The organism is Chitinophaga sp. SVR4-12A (assembly GCF_056754765.1).
In genome coordinates, this window is the sequence record NZ_JBPGWP010000002.1 from 229,788 (window position 1) to 245,205 (window position 15,418).

A 15,418-nucleotide genomic window follows, 5' to 3' on the forward strand; every position below is an offset into this window, starting at 1 on the left:
TGGAAAGAGTACCGTTAAAGCCAAAAGAAACCCGGTCAGATAAGTCATTGGTAAGAGGATAAAGATAAATTAGTAAGAAAGCGGGCAGGGAGGAGAGCAGTGGCCACCTTTTTCTGCACCATCGGCTGCTGTTACAGCCGCTCTTGCGCTGGAAACGCCAGGTACGCTGACAGCCTTGCCCTGGTCATCCAGCACCGGGTCGCCTTTGTATAGGAATTTTCCGATAATATTTCTTCCGTTCTTGTCTATCGGCACCATGATCAGTTTCCCTTTATTAGTGCCTTCCTCCTTGCCCAGGTAGATCCTGATGCCTGCTGCTCCTTTCTGGTTAAGCAACAGCGCGAAAATATCCCGGTTAAAAGATTCATCATATGGAATGTCCAGGATGTTCTCCAGGGAATCTCCGCCTTTACGTACGGCTTCTGCCAGCCGCATGCGGGCCGCTAAATAGCTTTTGTTCATTTTGATCGCTGTATCGATCGGGATAATATGTTTACGGGCGCTATCAGGCTCAAGCCGGATTTCGCCTTTGGAGTCAGGATGTGTAACACATTGGCTGAATAATAATGGTACCGTCAATGCAGCAATAACATAAGCAATGAGGTTGTTTTTCATTTTATTGAGGTTTTTTGGTGAACTGAGCCGCAAAATAGCCGAATTGTCGCACAGCCTCTTTCGTATAACTGCGGAAAAAAACAGGTATAAATACCTGATCTTTTCGCGTGTTACTCCGCTTGTGCTTTATACCAGCTTACGATAATTTTGTCTCTGTAAATGTGGCACTGATCATCTCTGCATATGTGTTGTATAACCCCAAAATGTAACGGCCACCACCCGTTCACAGTATTTAAGCCCTTGTTTGTTGGCCCACTTTTTTTCTCATGCAGCTCAATATTAAGCTATTTTCCGGATGATATATTTTATTGTATACATCGAAGTATTTCGATTTGTTGATTTATTTCCTATATTTGCATCATGGATCTCAGGATAGAAAAAGCAGCCAATGCATTATCAGACAGGCACCGCCTGACCATCCTCCGGGAAGTGGCCAGGAACAGTAATGCTGCCTGCGGAGATTTTGAGCGGCTCACCGGCCTGTCGCAACCGGCCATTTCCCACCATGTAAAGATCCTGGTAGATGCAGGCGTGCTGTCATATGATAAGTGCGGCAGGCAGGTTCAGCTCAGTGTAAATAAGGACATGATGAGGCATCTTTCCGTGTTCTTCCAGCAGTTAGGCTGACCTTTTTTTTGCGCTAACGTATCGAAGAAATTAAATACATCAATATATAATCAGACTAAATTGTAAGCAAAATGAGTCAATTACAAAACAAAGTAGCTGTAATAACCGGTGCTAACAGTGGTATAGGCTACGCCACTGCAGAAGAATTCCTCGCCAAGGGCGCTAAAGTGATCATTACCGGCCGTAAAGAAGCAGCTGTGAAAGAGGCAGTCGCTGCCCTCGGCAACGGCGTAGAAGGCTTTGTGGCCGATCAGGGCAGGCTCCAGGATGCTGATGCCCTGGCGAAGCACGTAAAGGAGAAATATGGCTCGATAGACATCCTGTTCGTGAACGCCGGTATCGCCCCTGGCGCCCCTTTCGCTGATGTAAGCGAGTCCCATTTCGATGAGGTGATGGACATCAATTTCAAAGGCGCCTTCTTTACTGCCCAGAAACTATTGCCCGTACTGAAGGATGGCGGCGCCCTTATCTTCCTGTCTTCTGTAGTCGCTTATGGCGGTTTGCCCGGTATGGCTGTTTACAACGCCAGCAAAGCAGCTTTGAACTCGCTGGCCCGTACCCTTTCCCGCGAACTGGCGCCCCGCCATATCCGGGTAAATGCAGTAAATCCCGGTCCTATCAGAACGTCTATTCTCTCCAAAGACGGCCGTACTAGCGCCGAAGTGGACGCCATATATGACAGCTTTAAAGCTTCCATTCCCTTGCAGCGTATTGGCGATTCGGAAGAAGTGGCCAAACTGGTTAGCTTCCTCGCTTCAGACAATGCCCGCTTCATTAGCGGCGCTGAGGTCAATATCGACGGAGGTGTAGCGGTACACCCATTGGTAAATCTGTAAGTGCACCAGGCTGCAGCGCCGTGATGCGTAGTGCACGGGACTTCAGCGCCGTCACTGCATAAGTACATGGTATTCAGCCTCGTCACTGCATAAGTACATGGTATTCAGCCTCGTCATTGCATAAGCGCACGGGTCTTCTGCGCCGTCACTGCGTAGCACACGGGTCCTCAGCGCCGTCATTGCAGCACACGGGTCTTCAGCGCCGTCATTGCGAGAAGCCGTAAACTTTTTGTGCGCGGGCCGCGACGAAGCAATCTTTTCACAATCTCGTACACAATCTTGCAAATATTACGTTAAAAGATTGCTTCGTCACCCCACCCTCATTTCCCCGCTGTTCCTCGCAATGACGGCGGCTGAAGACCATTTGTCGCCACGCTGCCTTGCAGGATAAGACACCCGCAGGCACCTGTAAAGCTATTTCCGTATTAACCACCTCACCTGTAAAGTTTCTCAGTATAAGACCCAGGATAAGACATAACCGCAGGCCCCCAACTAATACAATTTAAACCCGCATCAAGTCCACCTCAAGTCCACCTCACCTCCGCTTCTACATGCGTTTTCATGGCCGTTTACATGTCGAATGCTCCTAGTGTTAATTTAGTACCAGCTTAGTGGAAGTTTGGTTAGTGCTTAGTAAGTGCCTGATAAGTGCTTACTGAGCATATAATAACCGCCTAATAAGCATCTCATCCGTCCTTCACCCTCATCTCACCCCCTTCATTCACCCACCCTCCCAAAATTTATTTCGCAGTTTCAATTCTTTCCCTACCTTTGCGTTAACCAAATGGTTAAACTTTATAGTTTATGTCGCAGGAAAAGAATACGGAAGAACAGATTATCGCAGCCGCTAAGAAGATTTTTTTACAAAAAGGATTGGCAGGTGCCCGCATGCAGGATATAGCCGACGAAGCCGGTATCAACAAAGCACTTTTACACTACTACTACCGCAGCAAGGAAAAGTTATTTGATATGGTGTTCGACGAAGCCTTCGATAAGGTCATTTCCCGCTTGTCCCTGATCATCAATACCAACATGCCCCTGTCAGACAAAATCCGCAGCATCGTTCGCGGCTATATCGAAGCGCTCTCCGAAAATCCCCACCTTCCACTCTTCATCCTGAACGAGTTACAACAGGATCCGGAGCTGCTGATCCGGAAGTTCAAATCCAAACCAAACTTCCCCAATCTACAGCTCTTCCTCATGGAAGTGGCCCAGGCAGGAGAACAGGGCGTCATTAAAAAGATCAGCCCAATACAGTTAATGATCAACGTATTATCGCTCTGTGTATTCCCCTTTGCCGCCCGGCCCCTTCTGAAAGGTGTGATAGGAATGGACGATGTACAGTTCCGCATGCTGATAGAAGAACGTAAGCAACTGGTAGCCGACTTTATCTTAAAGGCTATTGAACCATAATTTTTTTGCACTCGTATTAACCAATTAGTTAAATAAATCAGTTAAATATGAAGCGTTTAGTGTGGGTTTTGCTCTTATGTTCCGGACAATTGTACGCACAGGACAGTACCCTGCTGACCCTCGAACAGGTACAGCAGCTGGCGCGCGACAATTACCCGCTGTTAAGACAAAAGCCGGTGCTCGATAGTATCCTGCGCCTCCAGGTAAAGAATACCAACAGCGCTTACCTTCCCCAGGCAGAGCTCAACGGGCAGGCCACTTACCAGAGCGCCGTAACAGAGATCCCCTTTAAAGTTCCCGGGGTAAGTATCCCCGAATTTGCGAAAGACCAGTACAGGGCTACCATCGATGTAAAACAGTTGCTCTATGATGGCGGCGCCACCCGTGAACAACGTGAATTGCAGGCCGTACAGCAGCAAACAGAACAACAGCGCGTAGAAGTAGAGCTGTACAAAGTAAAACAGCAGGTCACCCAAACTTATTTTAACGCGCTGCTGGCAGAAGAGTACATCAAGGCCGCCCGCCTTAACCAGGCCGATATCCGCCAGCGGATAGACCGCCTCTCCGCCGGTGTCCAGCACGGTACCGTACTGCCGTCCAGCGTGAACATACTCAAAGCCGAACTGCTGCGCACCGAACAACAGGAGCTGTCTGCCGCCGCCTCCCGCGAGGGCAACCTGGCTGTATTGCAGTTGCTCAGCGGCTACCAGGCGCCTGGACCGGTTAAGCTGGCTGTCCCCTCCATAACAGCCGCTCCTGAAACAGATACCCTGCTTAGGCCCGAACTGCAATTATATCGCCTGCAATCCGCCGCCTTAGACCACCAGGCCAGGCTCACCGCCACCCGTCCCATGCCCCGTGTAAGCGCCTTTGTACAGGGCGGCTATGGAAGACCCGGCCTTAATATGCTCAATAACGATTTCGCTACCTTCTACATGACAGGCATCCGCCTCAATTGGACCCTCTGGAACTGGCGCTATCATCGTAAAGAACAGGATATCCTGCGCCTGCAGCAAAAGAATATAGATCACCAGTCTGAGGCCTTTACGCTCAATACCCGTACCCAGCTGGCGCAGCAACGTACCGATATCAATCGCCTGCTGCAAACCCTGGAAAAGGACGACGACATCCTGGACCTGCGTACCAGCGTCAAAGAGGCCAGCGCCGTGCAGCTCGATAACGGGGTGATCACCGTGCACGATTACATCACCGATCTTAACGCCGTTATGCAGGCCCGAATAGACCAAAGCACCCACCAGGTGCAGCTGGCCCTCGCCCGTATCAATTATCAACTCATTCAAGGTTATTAACACATGCTACCCATACAAAAAAACAGCACTACTATGCGCACCGCATTCATAGCCATCATATTGGCAGCCATGCTGCCGGCCTGCCGCTCTAATGATGATCATGCAGATGCCTACGGCAACTTCGAGGCAGTGGAAACCGTTGTATCGGCAGAGGGCACCGGTAAACTGCTTTCATTTATGGTGGAGGAAGGCATGACCTTACCTGCAGATACCATTGTGGGATGGATAGATTCTACCCAGCTCCACCTGAAGAAATCACAGCTGAAAGCCAACATCAAAGCGGTGTTGAGCAAGATCCCGGAGAAAGATCCCCAGCTGGAAGTGATCCGTGAGCAGATCGCCGTGCAGAAACGTGAACAGCAACGCTACGAGAACCTGGTAAAGGCCAATGCCGCTACGCCCAAACAGCTGGATGACATTAATTACCAGATCAGCATCCTCGAAAAACAATACCGTTCCCTGGCATCAACCCTGAACACACAGGTCAGCGGCTACAGCAGCGAAACACGTCCACTGGAAGAGCAGGTATTACAGGTGAATGACCAGCTACGGCAGTCGCGCGTTACCAACCCGGTGAACGGTACAGTATTGATCAAATACGTGGAAAAGGGAGAAGTGGTGAACTACGGTAAAGCCTTGTATAAAATAGCGGATCTGTCTGCGCTGGATCTGCGGGCCTACATCGGCGAAGAACAACTGGGGCAGGTAAAGGTAGGACAACGGGTAACCGTACTGACAGACCTGCCGGATGATAAGTACCGCGAATGGCCGGGCACCATCACCTGGGTGTCTTCTGAAGCAGAGTTCACACCCAAAGTGATCCAGACCAAAGAAGAACGTACCAACCTGGTATATGCAGTAAAAGTAAGAGTGAAGAACGATGGCAGCCTTAAGATAGGCATGCCCGCAGAACTGAAACTGGCAAAACAATAACAGATGGAAACACCCATTGTTGTACAGGATATTCATAAAAACTTCGGTGCGATAAAGGCCCTGCGTAATATATCCTTCACCGTTAATGAAGGAGAATTGTTTGGCCTTATCGGCCCCGATGGCGCCGGTAAATCAACGCTGTTCCGCATCCTCACCACTTTACTGCTGGCGGATAAAGGACAGGCTACTGTCAACGGACTGAATGTAGTGAAAGACTATAAGGCCATCCGCAGGATAGTAGGCTACATGCCGGGCCGCTTCTCGCTCTACCAGGATCTTACCGTGGAAGAGAACCTCAACTTCTTTGCTACCATCTTCAACACCACCGTTGAAGCCAACTATGACCTGATAGAGGAAATATACGTACAGATAGCGCCCTTCAAAAAACGTCCCGCGGGCAAGCTCTCCGGTGGTATGAAACAGAAGCTGGCCCTCTGTTGCGCACTGGTGCACAAGCCTGCCGTGCTTTTTCTCGACGAGCCTACCACCGGTGTGGATCCCGTATCCCGTAAGGAGTTCTGGGACATGCTGCAGCGCCTCAAACAGAAAGGCATCGCCATCCTGGTATCCACTCCTTATATGGATGAAGCCATGCTTTGCGATCGCGTCGCCCTGATACAGAACGGACAGCTGCTCAACATCGATACGCCGCAGCATATCATTGAACAGTTCAGCAAACCGATGTGGGCACTAAGGGCAAAGAATATGTACCGGCTCATACAAGACCTGCGCGCCTTCCCGGGTACAGACAGCTGTTACGCCTTTGGCGAGTACCTGCATCTTACCCTGAAGAACGGAACCGCCGGGGTAGATGAGCTGCAGGCATATCTCGCCCCCAAACACCACGAACAGTTCACCATGTTTTCCATACAGGCGGGCATAGAAGATTGCTTCATGGAACTGATGAATACTGAAAGCATACAAACCGCCTGACATACAAACTGATTAACACATGGATCCGATCATTACCAACGGGCTCACTAAAAAATTCGGCAGCTTCATCGCCACCAACGCCATCACATTTGAAGTGAAGAAAGGCGAGATCTTTGGCTTTCTCGGCGCTAACGGAGCCGGTAAGACCACGGCCATGCGTATGCTCTGCGGACTGCTGCGCCCAAGCAGCGGAACAGCGAAAGTAGCCGGTTATGATGTATACACGCAGTCGGAAAAGATCAAGCAGAACATCGGTTATATGAGCCAGAAATTCTCCCTGTATGAAGATCTGAAGGTGAAAGAGAATATCCGTTTTTATGGGGGTATCTACGGGTTAAGTGATAAAGCAATCAAAGAGAAAACAAGCCAGCTGCTGCAGCAACTGCAAATGGAAGCAGAGGCAGATCAGCTGGTAAGCGCGCTGCCCCTCGGCTGGAAGCAGAAACTGTCTTTCTCCATCGCCATCCTGCACGATCCTTCCATCGTATTCCTGGATGAGCCCACCGGTGGAGTAGACCCTGTTACCAGGCGACAGTTCTGGGACCTGATCTACGAAGCGGCCAGCCGTGGCGTTACCGTATTCGTTACCACCCACTACATGGATGAAGCAGAATACTGCGACCGGGTATCCATCATGGTGGATGGCCGTATCCGCGCACTGGACACGCCCCGTCGTCTCAGGGAACAGTTTGAAGCGGAATCTATGGACGATGTATTCCTGAAACTAGCCAGAGAAAAGGCCAAAAGCTAAATGCTAACTGCTAAAAGCTCAACCATCATGCGTCAGTTTATAGTATTTGCCAGAAAAGAATTCTACCACATTTTCCGCGACAAGCGCACCCTGCTGATACTCTTCGGTATGCCCATCGTGCAGATCATTCTTTTCGGCTTTGCCATCACCAACGAAATAAAGAATGCAGATATAGCGGTGCTTGATCAGTCAAAAGATTACTATAGCATTCGCCTCGTACAAAAGCTGGCAGCCGGCGGCTATTTTCGTATTGACCGTAACCTGCGGGACCAATCTGCTATTACAGACGCCTTCCGCGAAGGGCGTATCAAGATGGCTGTTATCATAGAACCTGAATTCAGCCAATCATTCCATCATCATAATAAAGCGCGGGTACAGCTCCTGGCAGATGCAGGTGATCCCAATACCGCCACTACGCTGATCAATTACGCCACTGCCATCATCGGCAATTTCCAACAGGAGCTGAACGGTGAAATGGAATTGCCGTTAACGATCAATACCACCGTGACCATGCAATACAACCCAGCCTTGAAAAGCGTATTCCTCTTTGTGCCGGGCGTGATGACGCTCATCCTGCTGCTGGTATCCGCCATGATGACCTCCATCACCATTGCCCGCGAAAAAGAGCTGGGCACCATGGAAATACTGCTGGTATCACCCTTGCCTCCTCCATTGATCATCCTGGGGAAAGTAGTGCCTTATATCGTGCTGTCTTTCATTAATGCGCTGGTGATACTAACGATGGGGGTATTCATATTCGGTATGCCTATCAAGGGAAGCCTGGTACTGTTGCTGGCAGAATGTGTGCTGTTTGTATTAACATCGCTGTCCCTGGGTATCCTGATCTCATCCGTTACAGATAAGCAGCAAACCGCCATGATGGCCTCCATGATGGGATTGCTGATGCCCACTACATTACTGTCTGGTTTTATATTCCCGATAGAAAGCATGCCGCTGCCATTACAATGGCTGTCCAATATCATGCCTGCCAAATGGTTCATCATCATCCTCAAAGATATTATGCTGAAAGGTTCCGGCCTGCACTATGTATGGCCGCAAACCCTGGTGCTCTGCGGTATGACCCTGTTCTTTGTGATAATGAGCATACGTAACTTTAAAATCCGTTTAAGCTGATGCGTACCATCAAGTTCATATTGCAGAAAGAGTTCCTGCAGATCTTCCGGAACAAGGCCATGGTAAAGATCATCTTCATCATTCCCATCGTACAGCTGCTGGTATTGTCTTACGCAGCCAACTACGAAGTGAAGAACCTGGCGATTGATGTAGTGGATTACGACCATTCTCCCTGGTCGCAGCGCCTGGTGCATAAGCTTACCGCCAGTGGCTATTTCAAATTGCAGCGACACACCTTCAACATTAAGGAGGCGTACGAAGACCTGCAGCTGGACAAAGCAGATATTGTTGTGGTAATTCCCCGGCACTTTGAGCGTAAGCTGGTAAAGGAGGATAAAGCACCCCTGCAGCTATTGGTAAACGCGATCAACGGCACCAAAGCGGGACTGGCCAATGCCTATGCTGGCAGCATCATCAGGGATTTCAACAAGAATATACGTACAGAATGGCTGGCGCTGGATGAACGTAACGCTCCTCCTGTCATCGAAGTCACCTATTCCAACTGGTTCAATACCCGCCTGGATTACAAGATCTATATGGTGCCCGGCATCCTGGTAGTGCTGGTCACCATGATCGGCTCTTTCCTCTCGGGGATGAATATCGTGAAGGAGAAAGAGATTGGTACCATAGAACAGCTGAACGTAACACCCATACGGAAACATCATTTCATCCTGGGTAAGCTGATCCCTTTTTGGATCATCGCCTTATTTGAGCTGGCTTTCGGACTGCTGATAGGTAAGCTGGTGTTCAATATTCCCATGGCCGGAAGCATATGGCTCGTCTTCCTCTTTGCCGCGGTATACCTTTGGGTAATGCTGGGCATGGGCCTGCTCATTTCAACTTTTACAGATACACAGCAGCAGGCTATGTTCATTGCCTGGTTCTTTGTGCTCATCTTCATACTGATGAGTGGGCTGTTCACACCTGTGGAGAGCATGCCTGAATGGGCGCAGGTGTTTACCTGGTTCAATCCCATTGCATGGTTTGTGAAAGTGATACGTATGGTGCTGCTCAAAGGCAGCGGATGGGCTAACATACAGACCTATCTGCTGATCATGCTGGGCTATGCTGCAGTGATGAATGGAATTGCCATCTGGAACTACCGTAAAACAACATAATTAACCGCTTTATAGTGTACAGTTGTAGGATAAGCCGGCCGGAATATTCCTGTTCCAGCCTTTGCATTAACCTAACTTCCTGATCAGCCTTCCCAATGTCTTGATCCCTTCTTCCACCTGTTTGCTCCATGGATTGCCAAAACTGATACGTAAACAGTTACGGTAACGGTCCTGCAAAGAGAACATACGTCCCGGTGCAAACGTGATCCTTTGTTTCAGCGCCAGTTCATAAAGCTCATACGTGTTGATGCTGTCGTTCAGCGCCAGCCACAATACAAAGCCGCCGGTAGGCCTTGTTACCAGGGTATCTTCCGGGAAATAATCCGCAATGGCCTGTAAATAGCGAAGGCTCTGCGTATGCAGTTGTTTACGCATGCCGCGCAGGTGATGCTCATAACGGTCATTCTCCAGGAAATGCGCGATAGCGGCATGGGGTAGGGAAGGGCAGGCAATGGAATGATTCCGTTTTAAGCGTAACACTTTTTCTTTGTATTTGCCGGGTAAGGTCCACCCTACACGGTAGCCCGGGGCCAGCGCTTTGGAAAAAGAATTACAGGTAAGCACAATGCCGCTTTCATCAAAGGTTTTGCAGAGGCTGGGCCGCTCTCTGCCAAAATAAATATCACCGTAGATATCATCTTCTATCAGCGGGATATTATACTTCTCCAGGATCCGTACCAGTTCACGTTTATGGGTATCGGGCATGCAGGAGCCCAGCGGGTTGTTGAAATTGGTTACAAACAGGCAGGCCTTGATATTGAAGCGGGGAATGGCCTTGTCCAGGTAATCCAGGTCAACGCCGGTAACCGGGTTGGTAGGCACTTCCAACACTTTCAGTCCAAGACTGGCGGCCAGCTGAAGGGAACCATAATAGGCCGGGCTTTCCAGTGCAATGGTATCGCCGGGCTGCGTTACGGCACAGAGGCTGAGTGTAAGGGCGTCTGTGCAACCGCTGGTGGTCACCACATCATCTTCGCTGATAACGCCGCCCCATTGGATGCTCATACGCGCTATCTGCCTTCTCAGGTTCACATTCCCCTGCGTGGATTCATAGCCGATGCCGCCATCCGGCGCCTTGCGGATGGCCTGCACCATGGATTTGGATATCTTGGCGGCAGGCAGCATACTGTCGGCAGCCACTGCCAGGGAGAACTTCAGGAGATTATCAGCGGTATTGTTATGGAACACCCGGGAGATCATTTCATTGACTGTTACTTCCGATGCCTTCTTTACCGGCTCACAGGTTTTAGGAATATCACGCAGCTTGCGCGGACTGAAGCGTACATAGTAGCCTGATTTAGGTCTGGGCTCTATGAGCCCCTTCGCCTCCAGGTGATAATAGGCCTGGAAAGCCGTGCTCAGGCTTACGCCCTGCTCTTTGCTGATAGAGCGTACGGAGGGCAGTTTGTCTCCGATCTTCAGCACTTCTTTTTCTATCAGCTGCTCAATACGGTCTGCTATTTGCAGGTATAAATGCTCGGCGGTCTTTAACATGGCAAATAATCTGATCTGGTCAAAATTACTAAAACTGTATCTGTTTTGCCTAACGAAAAACAACTTATTTTGCAGCCATTAAACTCCTTCCGCCAATATGTTCTATACATCTTTATCTGAACGATTGTTGCACCAGCACCTTGCCCTGGCCCAGATCATCAAGCCCCTTGCTGAAGAGCAGCTGATGGGCGAACTGGAGCCGGGCAAATGGTCTGTGCACGAGAACATGGCCCACCTGGTCAGCTATCAGCCCCAGTTCCTGAGCCGCCTGCACCGCATTCTGGATAGGCAGGATCCCTTCTTTGACCGCTATATCGGGGACGATGATCCCCTCTTCCTCTACTGGCGCAGGCAATCACCGGGAACGCTCTTAAAAGAGCTGGAAGCAGATCGCCAGCAGATCATTCAATTGCTGGAGGGCCTTAACGATGAGCAGCTGCAGCGTATCGGTGTTCATCGCAGCTATGGCAGGCTGAATATCCGGGAATGGACAGAATTCTTCCTGCTGCACGAAGCGCATCACCTGTTTACTATCTTTAAGCTGGTGCACAAAGCGAAGATGTAGCAGGGACTATCTCAACATCTTCTTCACCAGCCGGCCTGTGGTCTGCACGGCCCATTCCATGTCTTCACTCCAGGGGATCCCGGAGCTCACCCGCAGGCAGTTCCGGTACTTCTGCTGACTGGAAAATAAGGATCCTGGCATCACAGCGATCTGGTGCTCAAGCGCCTGCTGATAGAGTTCCCAGGTGTCTATTTTTTTGTTCAATACTACCCACAGGTTTAGTCCCCCTTCCGGCTGCGTCAGCGCAGTGTCTTCCGGAAAATATTGTTGTATGGCCCTGGCCATTTGCAGTGTCTGTATGGCCAGTGCATTGCGTAGCTGTTTCAGGTGAAGGTCCAGCCGCTGGTGCTCCAGGTAATGGTGTATCGTCAGTTGCGGCAGCAGGCTGGTGTGGAAAGTGGTGGTGTATTTCAGCTGTTCCACCTGGTAATCAAACCGGCTGCCCGGAATAGCCCAGCCTATGCGCAATCCTGCTGAAAGGCTTTTAGAAAAGGAAGAACAATACAACACCCATCCATCCTTGTCATACGTTTTAACGGTAGCAGGCCTCTCCGGCCCATGATGCAGCTCCCCGAAAGAATCATCCTCCAATAGCGGTACCTGGTACTTGCGTAGCAGCTCAGCCAGCGCCTGCTTATTGGCCGAAGGCATACAGCTGCCCAGGGGGTTGTTATAATTGCTGATCAGCAAACAGGCCGCCACCCGCTTTTTACGGAAAGCGTCTTCCAGCTTTTCCAGGTTGATGCCTGTAACGGGGTCTGTAGCGATCTCCAGCGCTTTCATGCCCAGGCTCTCAATGCTCATTAATAACCCGAAGAAAGTAGGCGACTCAATGGCGATGGTATCGCCAGGCTTGGCCACTGCCCGCAGAAAGAAGCTCATGGCTTCCATAGAGCCGTTGGTAATGATCACATCACTGGCGGTGACGGTCCCTTTCCAGGTAAGACAGCGGCGTGCGATATGCCGCCGCAGTGGCTCATAGCCTCTCAGGTCGCTATATTGCAGGTCTGCAGGTTGATGAGCGCGTACTGTCTGCAGCAATGCTTTGTGCAGTTTGGCATGTGGCAGCAGTTCCGTAGCAGGTGTGGGCGCATCCAGGGGGATGGTTTTCCTGGAATGTCTAGCTTCCCGGATCCTGCGCACCTGGTCGTTGATCTTTACAAGCGTGGCGGCAGTGCCCGGACTGCTTGGAGCGGGCAGTTTCAACCGCTGCTGTGGGGTCAGCTGTACATAATAACCGGAGCGTTCGCGGGCCGCGATCCATCCTTTCTTTTCAAGATGAGCATACACCTGCAACGCAGTGCTGATGCTCACACCGTGCTCCTGGTGCAACTCCCGTACAGACGGCAGCCGTTCACCTACGCCATATACGCCTTTGATGATGAGTTGTTCCAGCTTGTTGGCCAGCTGCAGGTACAGAAAATCATCTTCTTTCATAACACTAACTGTTATGGTCAAAAATAATAAATTCTGTATCTGTTTTGGAGTATTGGATTGCACTTACTTTGTACTGTTAAACAAATCATCAGCAATATGAAAACAAGGATCCAATGGACCGAAGTAGACCCTGCTGCATACAAGGCTATGAGCGCAGTGCAGGCCTACGTTAACAACTGCAGCCTGGACAAAAAGTTAGTATACCTGGTGGAAGTCCGCGCTTCCCAGATCAATGGCTGTGCCTTCTGCCTCGATATGCATTGCTTCCATGCCCGTGAGATCGGGGAAACAGAACAGCGCCTGTATACCGTAGCCGGATGGCGGGAAGCGCCCTTTTTCAGCGATAAGGAACGCGCAGCGCTGGCGCTTACAGAAGCCGTTACGCTGGTAGCCGCCACCAATGTTCCCGATGATGTGTATAACGAAGCCGCCCGTCATTTCTCTGATAAGGAAATGGTAGAGCTGCTGATGCTGATTGTTACAATCAATGGCTGGAACCGCATGGTGGTATCCACTCGGAAGCTGCCTGTAGAACGTAAGTAATTTTCCGTAATCATCGTGTGGTTATTCCTCCCGGTCATTGCGGCTCCCCAGGGCCCATGCGGGGAGCCTGGCCGAAGCAATCTCACAAACGGCAAATGCTAAGCAATAAATGTAATCATTACCGTTTATCGTTTGTGAGATTGCTTCGTCGCCCCACGCTCTAAGCCTTCAGTGCTCCTCGCAATGACGGTAATTCATGTCATCTTCCTCCCTCTCAACTTATCCACTCTAAATATTATTTTGTGCAACAAAAAAGTTGCACTAATTTCAGCAACTAATTAGTTGCGCAAATGGATGAACTCTTTAAAGGTCTCGCTGATCCGGTGCGCCGGCAGATCCTGGAACTGTTGTTGCAACAGCCACTGAACGTGAACCAGATCAATGAGCACTTTCACGATATTACCCGCCAGGCAGTATCCAAGCATATCAACGTGCTGGAAGACTGCGGCTGGATCCGTATTTACCAGGCGGGCCGTGAACGCTATGGCTACCTGAACAAAACCGCCTTCTATCAGCTGAAAGACTGGCTGCAGCCTTACCTGGTGGGCAACCGACGCTCGCTTAATAACGATCACGGCGTCTTCCTGGAACGTACCAGCTATAAAAAAGGTACGCCCTTAACACATCCTGTTATGCTGCAGGCCATGCTCAGCAAAGACAAAGATTTCGACGGCCTCTTCTTCAACGCCGTAAAGACCACCGGCATCTTTTGCAAACCGTCCTGTTCCGCTAACCCGCGCCCCGACAACGTTATTTTTTATGCCACCCGCGATGAAGCCCTGAAACACGGGTTCAGAGCCTGTAAACGATGCAAACCATGATCACCGTACCCATTAAATATCCTGATCAGTTTTCCTTTGCCGAATGTCTCGTATTCCTGGGCCGTTCAGACCGCGAATGCCTGCACTTTGTAAAGGAGGGCTCCCTGCAGCGCATGATCATCCAGGATGGCGCGCCTTTACTGTTGAATGTCCGCGAAGCTGCCAGTAAAAAAGCATTGGAAGTAAACGTCACCAATACCTGGGGCATCACCGTCAATGAACCGGCTATTCAAAGCTTCCTCACACACTGGCTCCACCTGGATGCCGACCTGCAGCCTTTCTACCAGTTTGCTGCGCAGGATGAAATACTGGCGCCCCTGGTAGAACGTTACAAAGGCCTGCGTCTCATCGGAATTCCTGATCTGTTCGAATCCATCACCTGGACCATCACCGGGCAGCAGATCAGTTTACCTTTTGCCTACACCTTGCGCCGCCGCTTGATAGAACGTTTCGGCTATCATGAAGTGATTAACGGAGAAGATCATTATCTATATCCACATCCTGCCGTTATCTCCGGTCTTCAGCTGGAAGACCTTACCAGTATGCAGTTCTCGCGCAGCAAGGCGCAATACATCATCCAGATCGCTGCTGCGATGGCCGACGGCCGCCTGAGCGATGCGCACCTCCAGGAAATGGAATATGAAGCCGCCAGGCAATACCTGCTGCAATGGAAAGGCATCGGCAACTGGTCGGCCAATTACGTGCTCATGAAGTACCGCCGCTTCCCCGAAGCCCTGCCCCTGGAAGATGCGGGTCTCCACAACGCCCTGCGCAAACAGATGCAGCTATCAGCCAAACCCTCGCTGGCAGCAGTGAAAACATATACAGAACATTGGAAACAACACGCGGCTTACGCCACGTTTTATTTATGGAGAAGCTTAAGTTAAT

The 15,418-nt window shown here is 50.4% G+C and carries 16 protein-coding genes; 13 read left to right on the forward strand and 3 right to left on the reverse strand.

Annotation, left to right across the window (positions count from 1 at the left end; genetic code table 11):
• Window positions 1–69: 69 nt before the first annotated feature.
• Window positions 70–615, reverse strand: coding sequence for a hypothetical protein (locus ACR9Y8_RS27200; protein ID WP_481216444.1), 546 nt, complete (start codon window positions 613–615; stop codon window positions 70–72).
• Window positions 616–975: 360 nt separating this feature from the next.
• On the opposite strand from ACR9Y8_RS27200, the gene ACR9Y8_RS27205 reads away from it, so the two are divergent.
• The 9 genes from ACR9Y8_RS27205 (at window position 976) to ACR9Y8_RS27245 (ending at window position 9,670) form a co-directional block, all read left to right on the forward strand.
• Complete coding sequence (locus ACR9Y8_RS27205; protein WP_481216445.1) at window positions 976–1,242, forward strand: ArsR/SmtB family transcription factor; 267 nt, start codon at window positions 976–978, stop codon at window positions 1,240–1,242.
• 71 nt (window positions 1,243–1,313) lie between these two features.
• On the forward strand, window positions 1,314–2,078 hold the full coding sequence (locus tag ACR9Y8_RS27210) for a glucose 1-dehydrogenase (RefSeq protein WP_481216446.1): 765 nt from the start codon (window positions 1,314–1,316) through the stop codon (window positions 2,076–2,078).
• A gap of 804 nt (window positions 2,079–2,882) precedes the next feature.
• On the forward strand, window positions 2,883–3,491 hold the full coding sequence (locus tag ACR9Y8_RS27215) for a TetR/AcrR family transcriptional regulator (RefSeq protein ID WP_481216447.1): 609 nt from the start codon (window positions 2,883–2,885) through the stop codon (window positions 3,489–3,491).
• Window positions 3,492–3,538: 47 nt separating this feature from the next.
• Complete coding sequence (locus ACR9Y8_RS27220; protein ID WP_481216448.1) at window positions 3,539–4,801, forward strand: TolC family protein; 1,263 nt, start codon at window positions 3,539–3,541, stop codon at window positions 4,799–4,801.
• Between the two features lie 33 nt (window positions 4,802–4,834).
• Window positions 4,835–5,734: an HlyD family secretion protein gene (locus ACR9Y8_RS27225; protein WP_481216449.1), complete on the forward strand. Its 900-nt coding sequence runs from the start codon at window positions 4,835–4,837 to the stop codon at window positions 5,732–5,734.
• 3 nt (window positions 5,735–5,737) lie between these two features.
• Window positions 5,738–6,667, forward strand: a complete 930-nt coding sequence (locus tag ACR9Y8_RS27230; RefSeq protein ID WP_481216450.1) for an ABC transporter ATP-binding protein — start codon at window positions 5,738–5,740, stop codon at window positions 6,665–6,667.
• Window positions 6,668–6,686: 19 nt separating this feature from the next.
• Complete coding sequence (locus tag ACR9Y8_RS27235; protein ID WP_481216451.1) at window positions 6,687–7,418, forward strand: ABC transporter ATP-binding protein; 732 nt, start codon at window positions 6,687–6,689, stop codon at window positions 7,416–7,418.
• Between the two features lie 27 nt (window positions 7,419–7,445).
• On the forward strand, window positions 7,446–8,552 hold the full coding sequence (locus tag ACR9Y8_RS27240) for an ABC transporter permease (RefSeq protein WP_481216452.1): 1,107 nt from the start codon (window positions 7,446–7,448) through the stop codon (window positions 8,550–8,552).
• Entirely contained in the window at window positions 8,552–9,670 is a 1,119-nt protein-coding gene (locus ACR9Y8_RS27245; protein WP_481216453.1) for an ABC transporter permease, read from the forward strand. The genes ACR9Y8_RS27240 and ACR9Y8_RS27245 overlap by 1 nt, the downstream gene beginning before the upstream one ends.
• A gap of 66 nt (window positions 9,671–9,736) precedes the next feature.
• Here ACR9Y8_RS27245 and ACR9Y8_RS27250 read toward each other — a convergent pair whose 3' ends face one another.
• Entirely contained in the window at window positions 9,737–11,164 is a 1,428-nt protein-coding gene (locus ACR9Y8_RS27250; RefSeq protein ID WP_481216454.1) for an aminotransferase-like domain-containing protein, read from the reverse strand.
• Between the two features lie 97 nt (window positions 11,165–11,261).
• Here ACR9Y8_RS27250 and ACR9Y8_RS27255 point away from each other — a divergent pair, with 97 nt between their 5' ends.
• Window positions 11,262–11,729 carry a DinB family protein gene (locus ACR9Y8_RS27255; protein ID WP_481216455.1) on the forward strand — a complete coding sequence of 156 codons (468 nt, stop codon included), beginning with the start codon at window positions 11,262–11,264 and terminating at the stop codon, window positions 11,727–11,729.
• A 6-nt stretch (window positions 11,730–11,735) separates the two neighbouring features.
• On the opposite strand, the gene ACR9Y8_RS27260 is transcribed toward ACR9Y8_RS27255, so the two are convergent.
• Entirely contained in the window at window positions 11,736–13,166 is a 1,431-nt protein-coding gene (locus ACR9Y8_RS27260) for an aminotransferase-like domain-containing protein (RefSeq protein ID WP_481216456.1), read from the reverse strand.
• A gap of 96 nt (window positions 13,167–13,262) precedes the next feature.
• Between ACR9Y8_RS27260 and ACR9Y8_RS27265 the strand changes: the two genes are divergently transcribed.
• From ACR9Y8_RS27265 to ACR9Y8_RS27275, 3 genes are all read left to right on the forward strand, one after another.
• Window positions 13,263–13,709 carry a carboxymuconolactone decarboxylase family protein gene (locus ACR9Y8_RS27265; protein ID WP_481216457.1) on the forward strand — a complete coding sequence of 149 codons (447 nt, stop codon included), beginning with the start codon at window positions 13,263–13,265 and terminating at the stop codon, window positions 13,707–13,709.
• A gap of 290 nt (window positions 13,710–13,999) precedes the next feature.
• Window positions 14,000–14,530, forward strand: coding sequence for an ArsR/SmtB family transcription factor (locus tag ACR9Y8_RS27270; RefSeq protein ID WP_481216458.1), 531 nt, complete (start codon window positions 14,000–14,002; stop codon window positions 14,528–14,530).
• Window positions 14,527–15,417, forward strand: coding sequence for a DNA-3-methyladenine glycosylase family protein (locus ACR9Y8_RS27275; RefSeq protein WP_481216459.1), 891 nt, complete (start codon window positions 14,527–14,529; stop codon window positions 15,415–15,417). Before ACR9Y8_RS27270 ends, ACR9Y8_RS27275 begins: the two co-directional genes overlap by 4 nt.
• The last annotated feature ends 1 nt before the right edge of the window (window position 15,418 follow it).

Coding starts and splice junctions, on each gene's coding strand:
- ACR9Y8_RS27200 (WP_481216444.1), bottom strand. CDS start 615: ATGAAAAACAACCTCATTGCTTATGTTATTGCTGCATTGACGGTACCA.
- ACR9Y8_RS27205 (WP_481216445.1), top strand. CDS start 976: ATGGATCTCAGGATAGAAAAAGCAGCCAATGCATTATCAGACAGGCAC.
- ACR9Y8_RS27210 (WP_481216446.1), top strand. CDS start 1,314: ATGAGTCAATTACAAAACAAAGTAGCTGTAATAACCGGTGCTAACAGT.
- ACR9Y8_RS27215 (WP_481216447.1), top strand. CDS start 2,883: ATGTCGCAGGAAAAGAATACGGAAGAACAGATTATCGCAGCCGCTAAG.
- ACR9Y8_RS27220 (WP_481216448.1), top strand. CDS start 3,539: ATGAAGCGTTTAGTGTGGGTTTTGCTCTTATGTTCCGGACAATTGTAC.
- ACR9Y8_RS27225 (WP_481216449.1), top strand. CDS start 4,835: ATGCGCACCGCATTCATAGCCATCATATTGGCAGCCATGCTGCCGGCC.
- ACR9Y8_RS27230 (WP_481216450.1), top strand. CDS start 5,738: ATGGAAACACCCATTGTTGTACAGGATATTCATAAAAACTTCGGTGCG.
- ACR9Y8_RS27235 (WP_481216451.1), top strand. CDS start 6,687: ATGGATCCGATCATTACCAACGGGCTCACTAAAAAATTCGGCAGCTTC.
- ACR9Y8_RS27240 (WP_481216452.1), top strand. CDS start 7,446: ATGCGTCAGTTTATAGTATTTGCCAGAAAAGAATTCTACCACATTTTC.
- ACR9Y8_RS27245 (WP_481216453.1), top strand. CDS start 8,552: ATGCGTACCATCAAGTTCATATTGCAGAAAGAGTTCCTGCAGATCTTC.
- ACR9Y8_RS27250 (WP_481216454.1), bottom strand. CDS start 11,164: ATGTTAAAGACCGCCGAGCATTTATACCTGCAAATAGCAGACCGTATT.
- ACR9Y8_RS27255 (WP_481216455.1), top strand. CDS start 11,262: ATGTTCTATACATCTTTATCTGAACGATTGTTGCACCAGCACCTTGCC.
- ACR9Y8_RS27260 (WP_481216456.1), bottom strand. CDS start 13,166: ATGAAAGAAGATGATTTTCTGTACCTGCAGCTGGCCAACAAGCTGGAA.
- ACR9Y8_RS27265 (WP_481216457.1), top strand. CDS start 13,263: ATGAAAACAAGGATCCAATGGACCGAAGTAGACCCTGCTGCATACAAG.
- ACR9Y8_RS27270 (WP_481216458.1), top strand. CDS start 14,000: ATGGATGAACTCTTTAAAGGTCTCGCTGATCCGGTGCGCCGGCAGATC.
- ACR9Y8_RS27275 (WP_481216459.1), top strand. CDS start 14,527: ATGATCACCGTACCCATTAAATATCCTGATCAGTTTTCCTTTGCCGAA.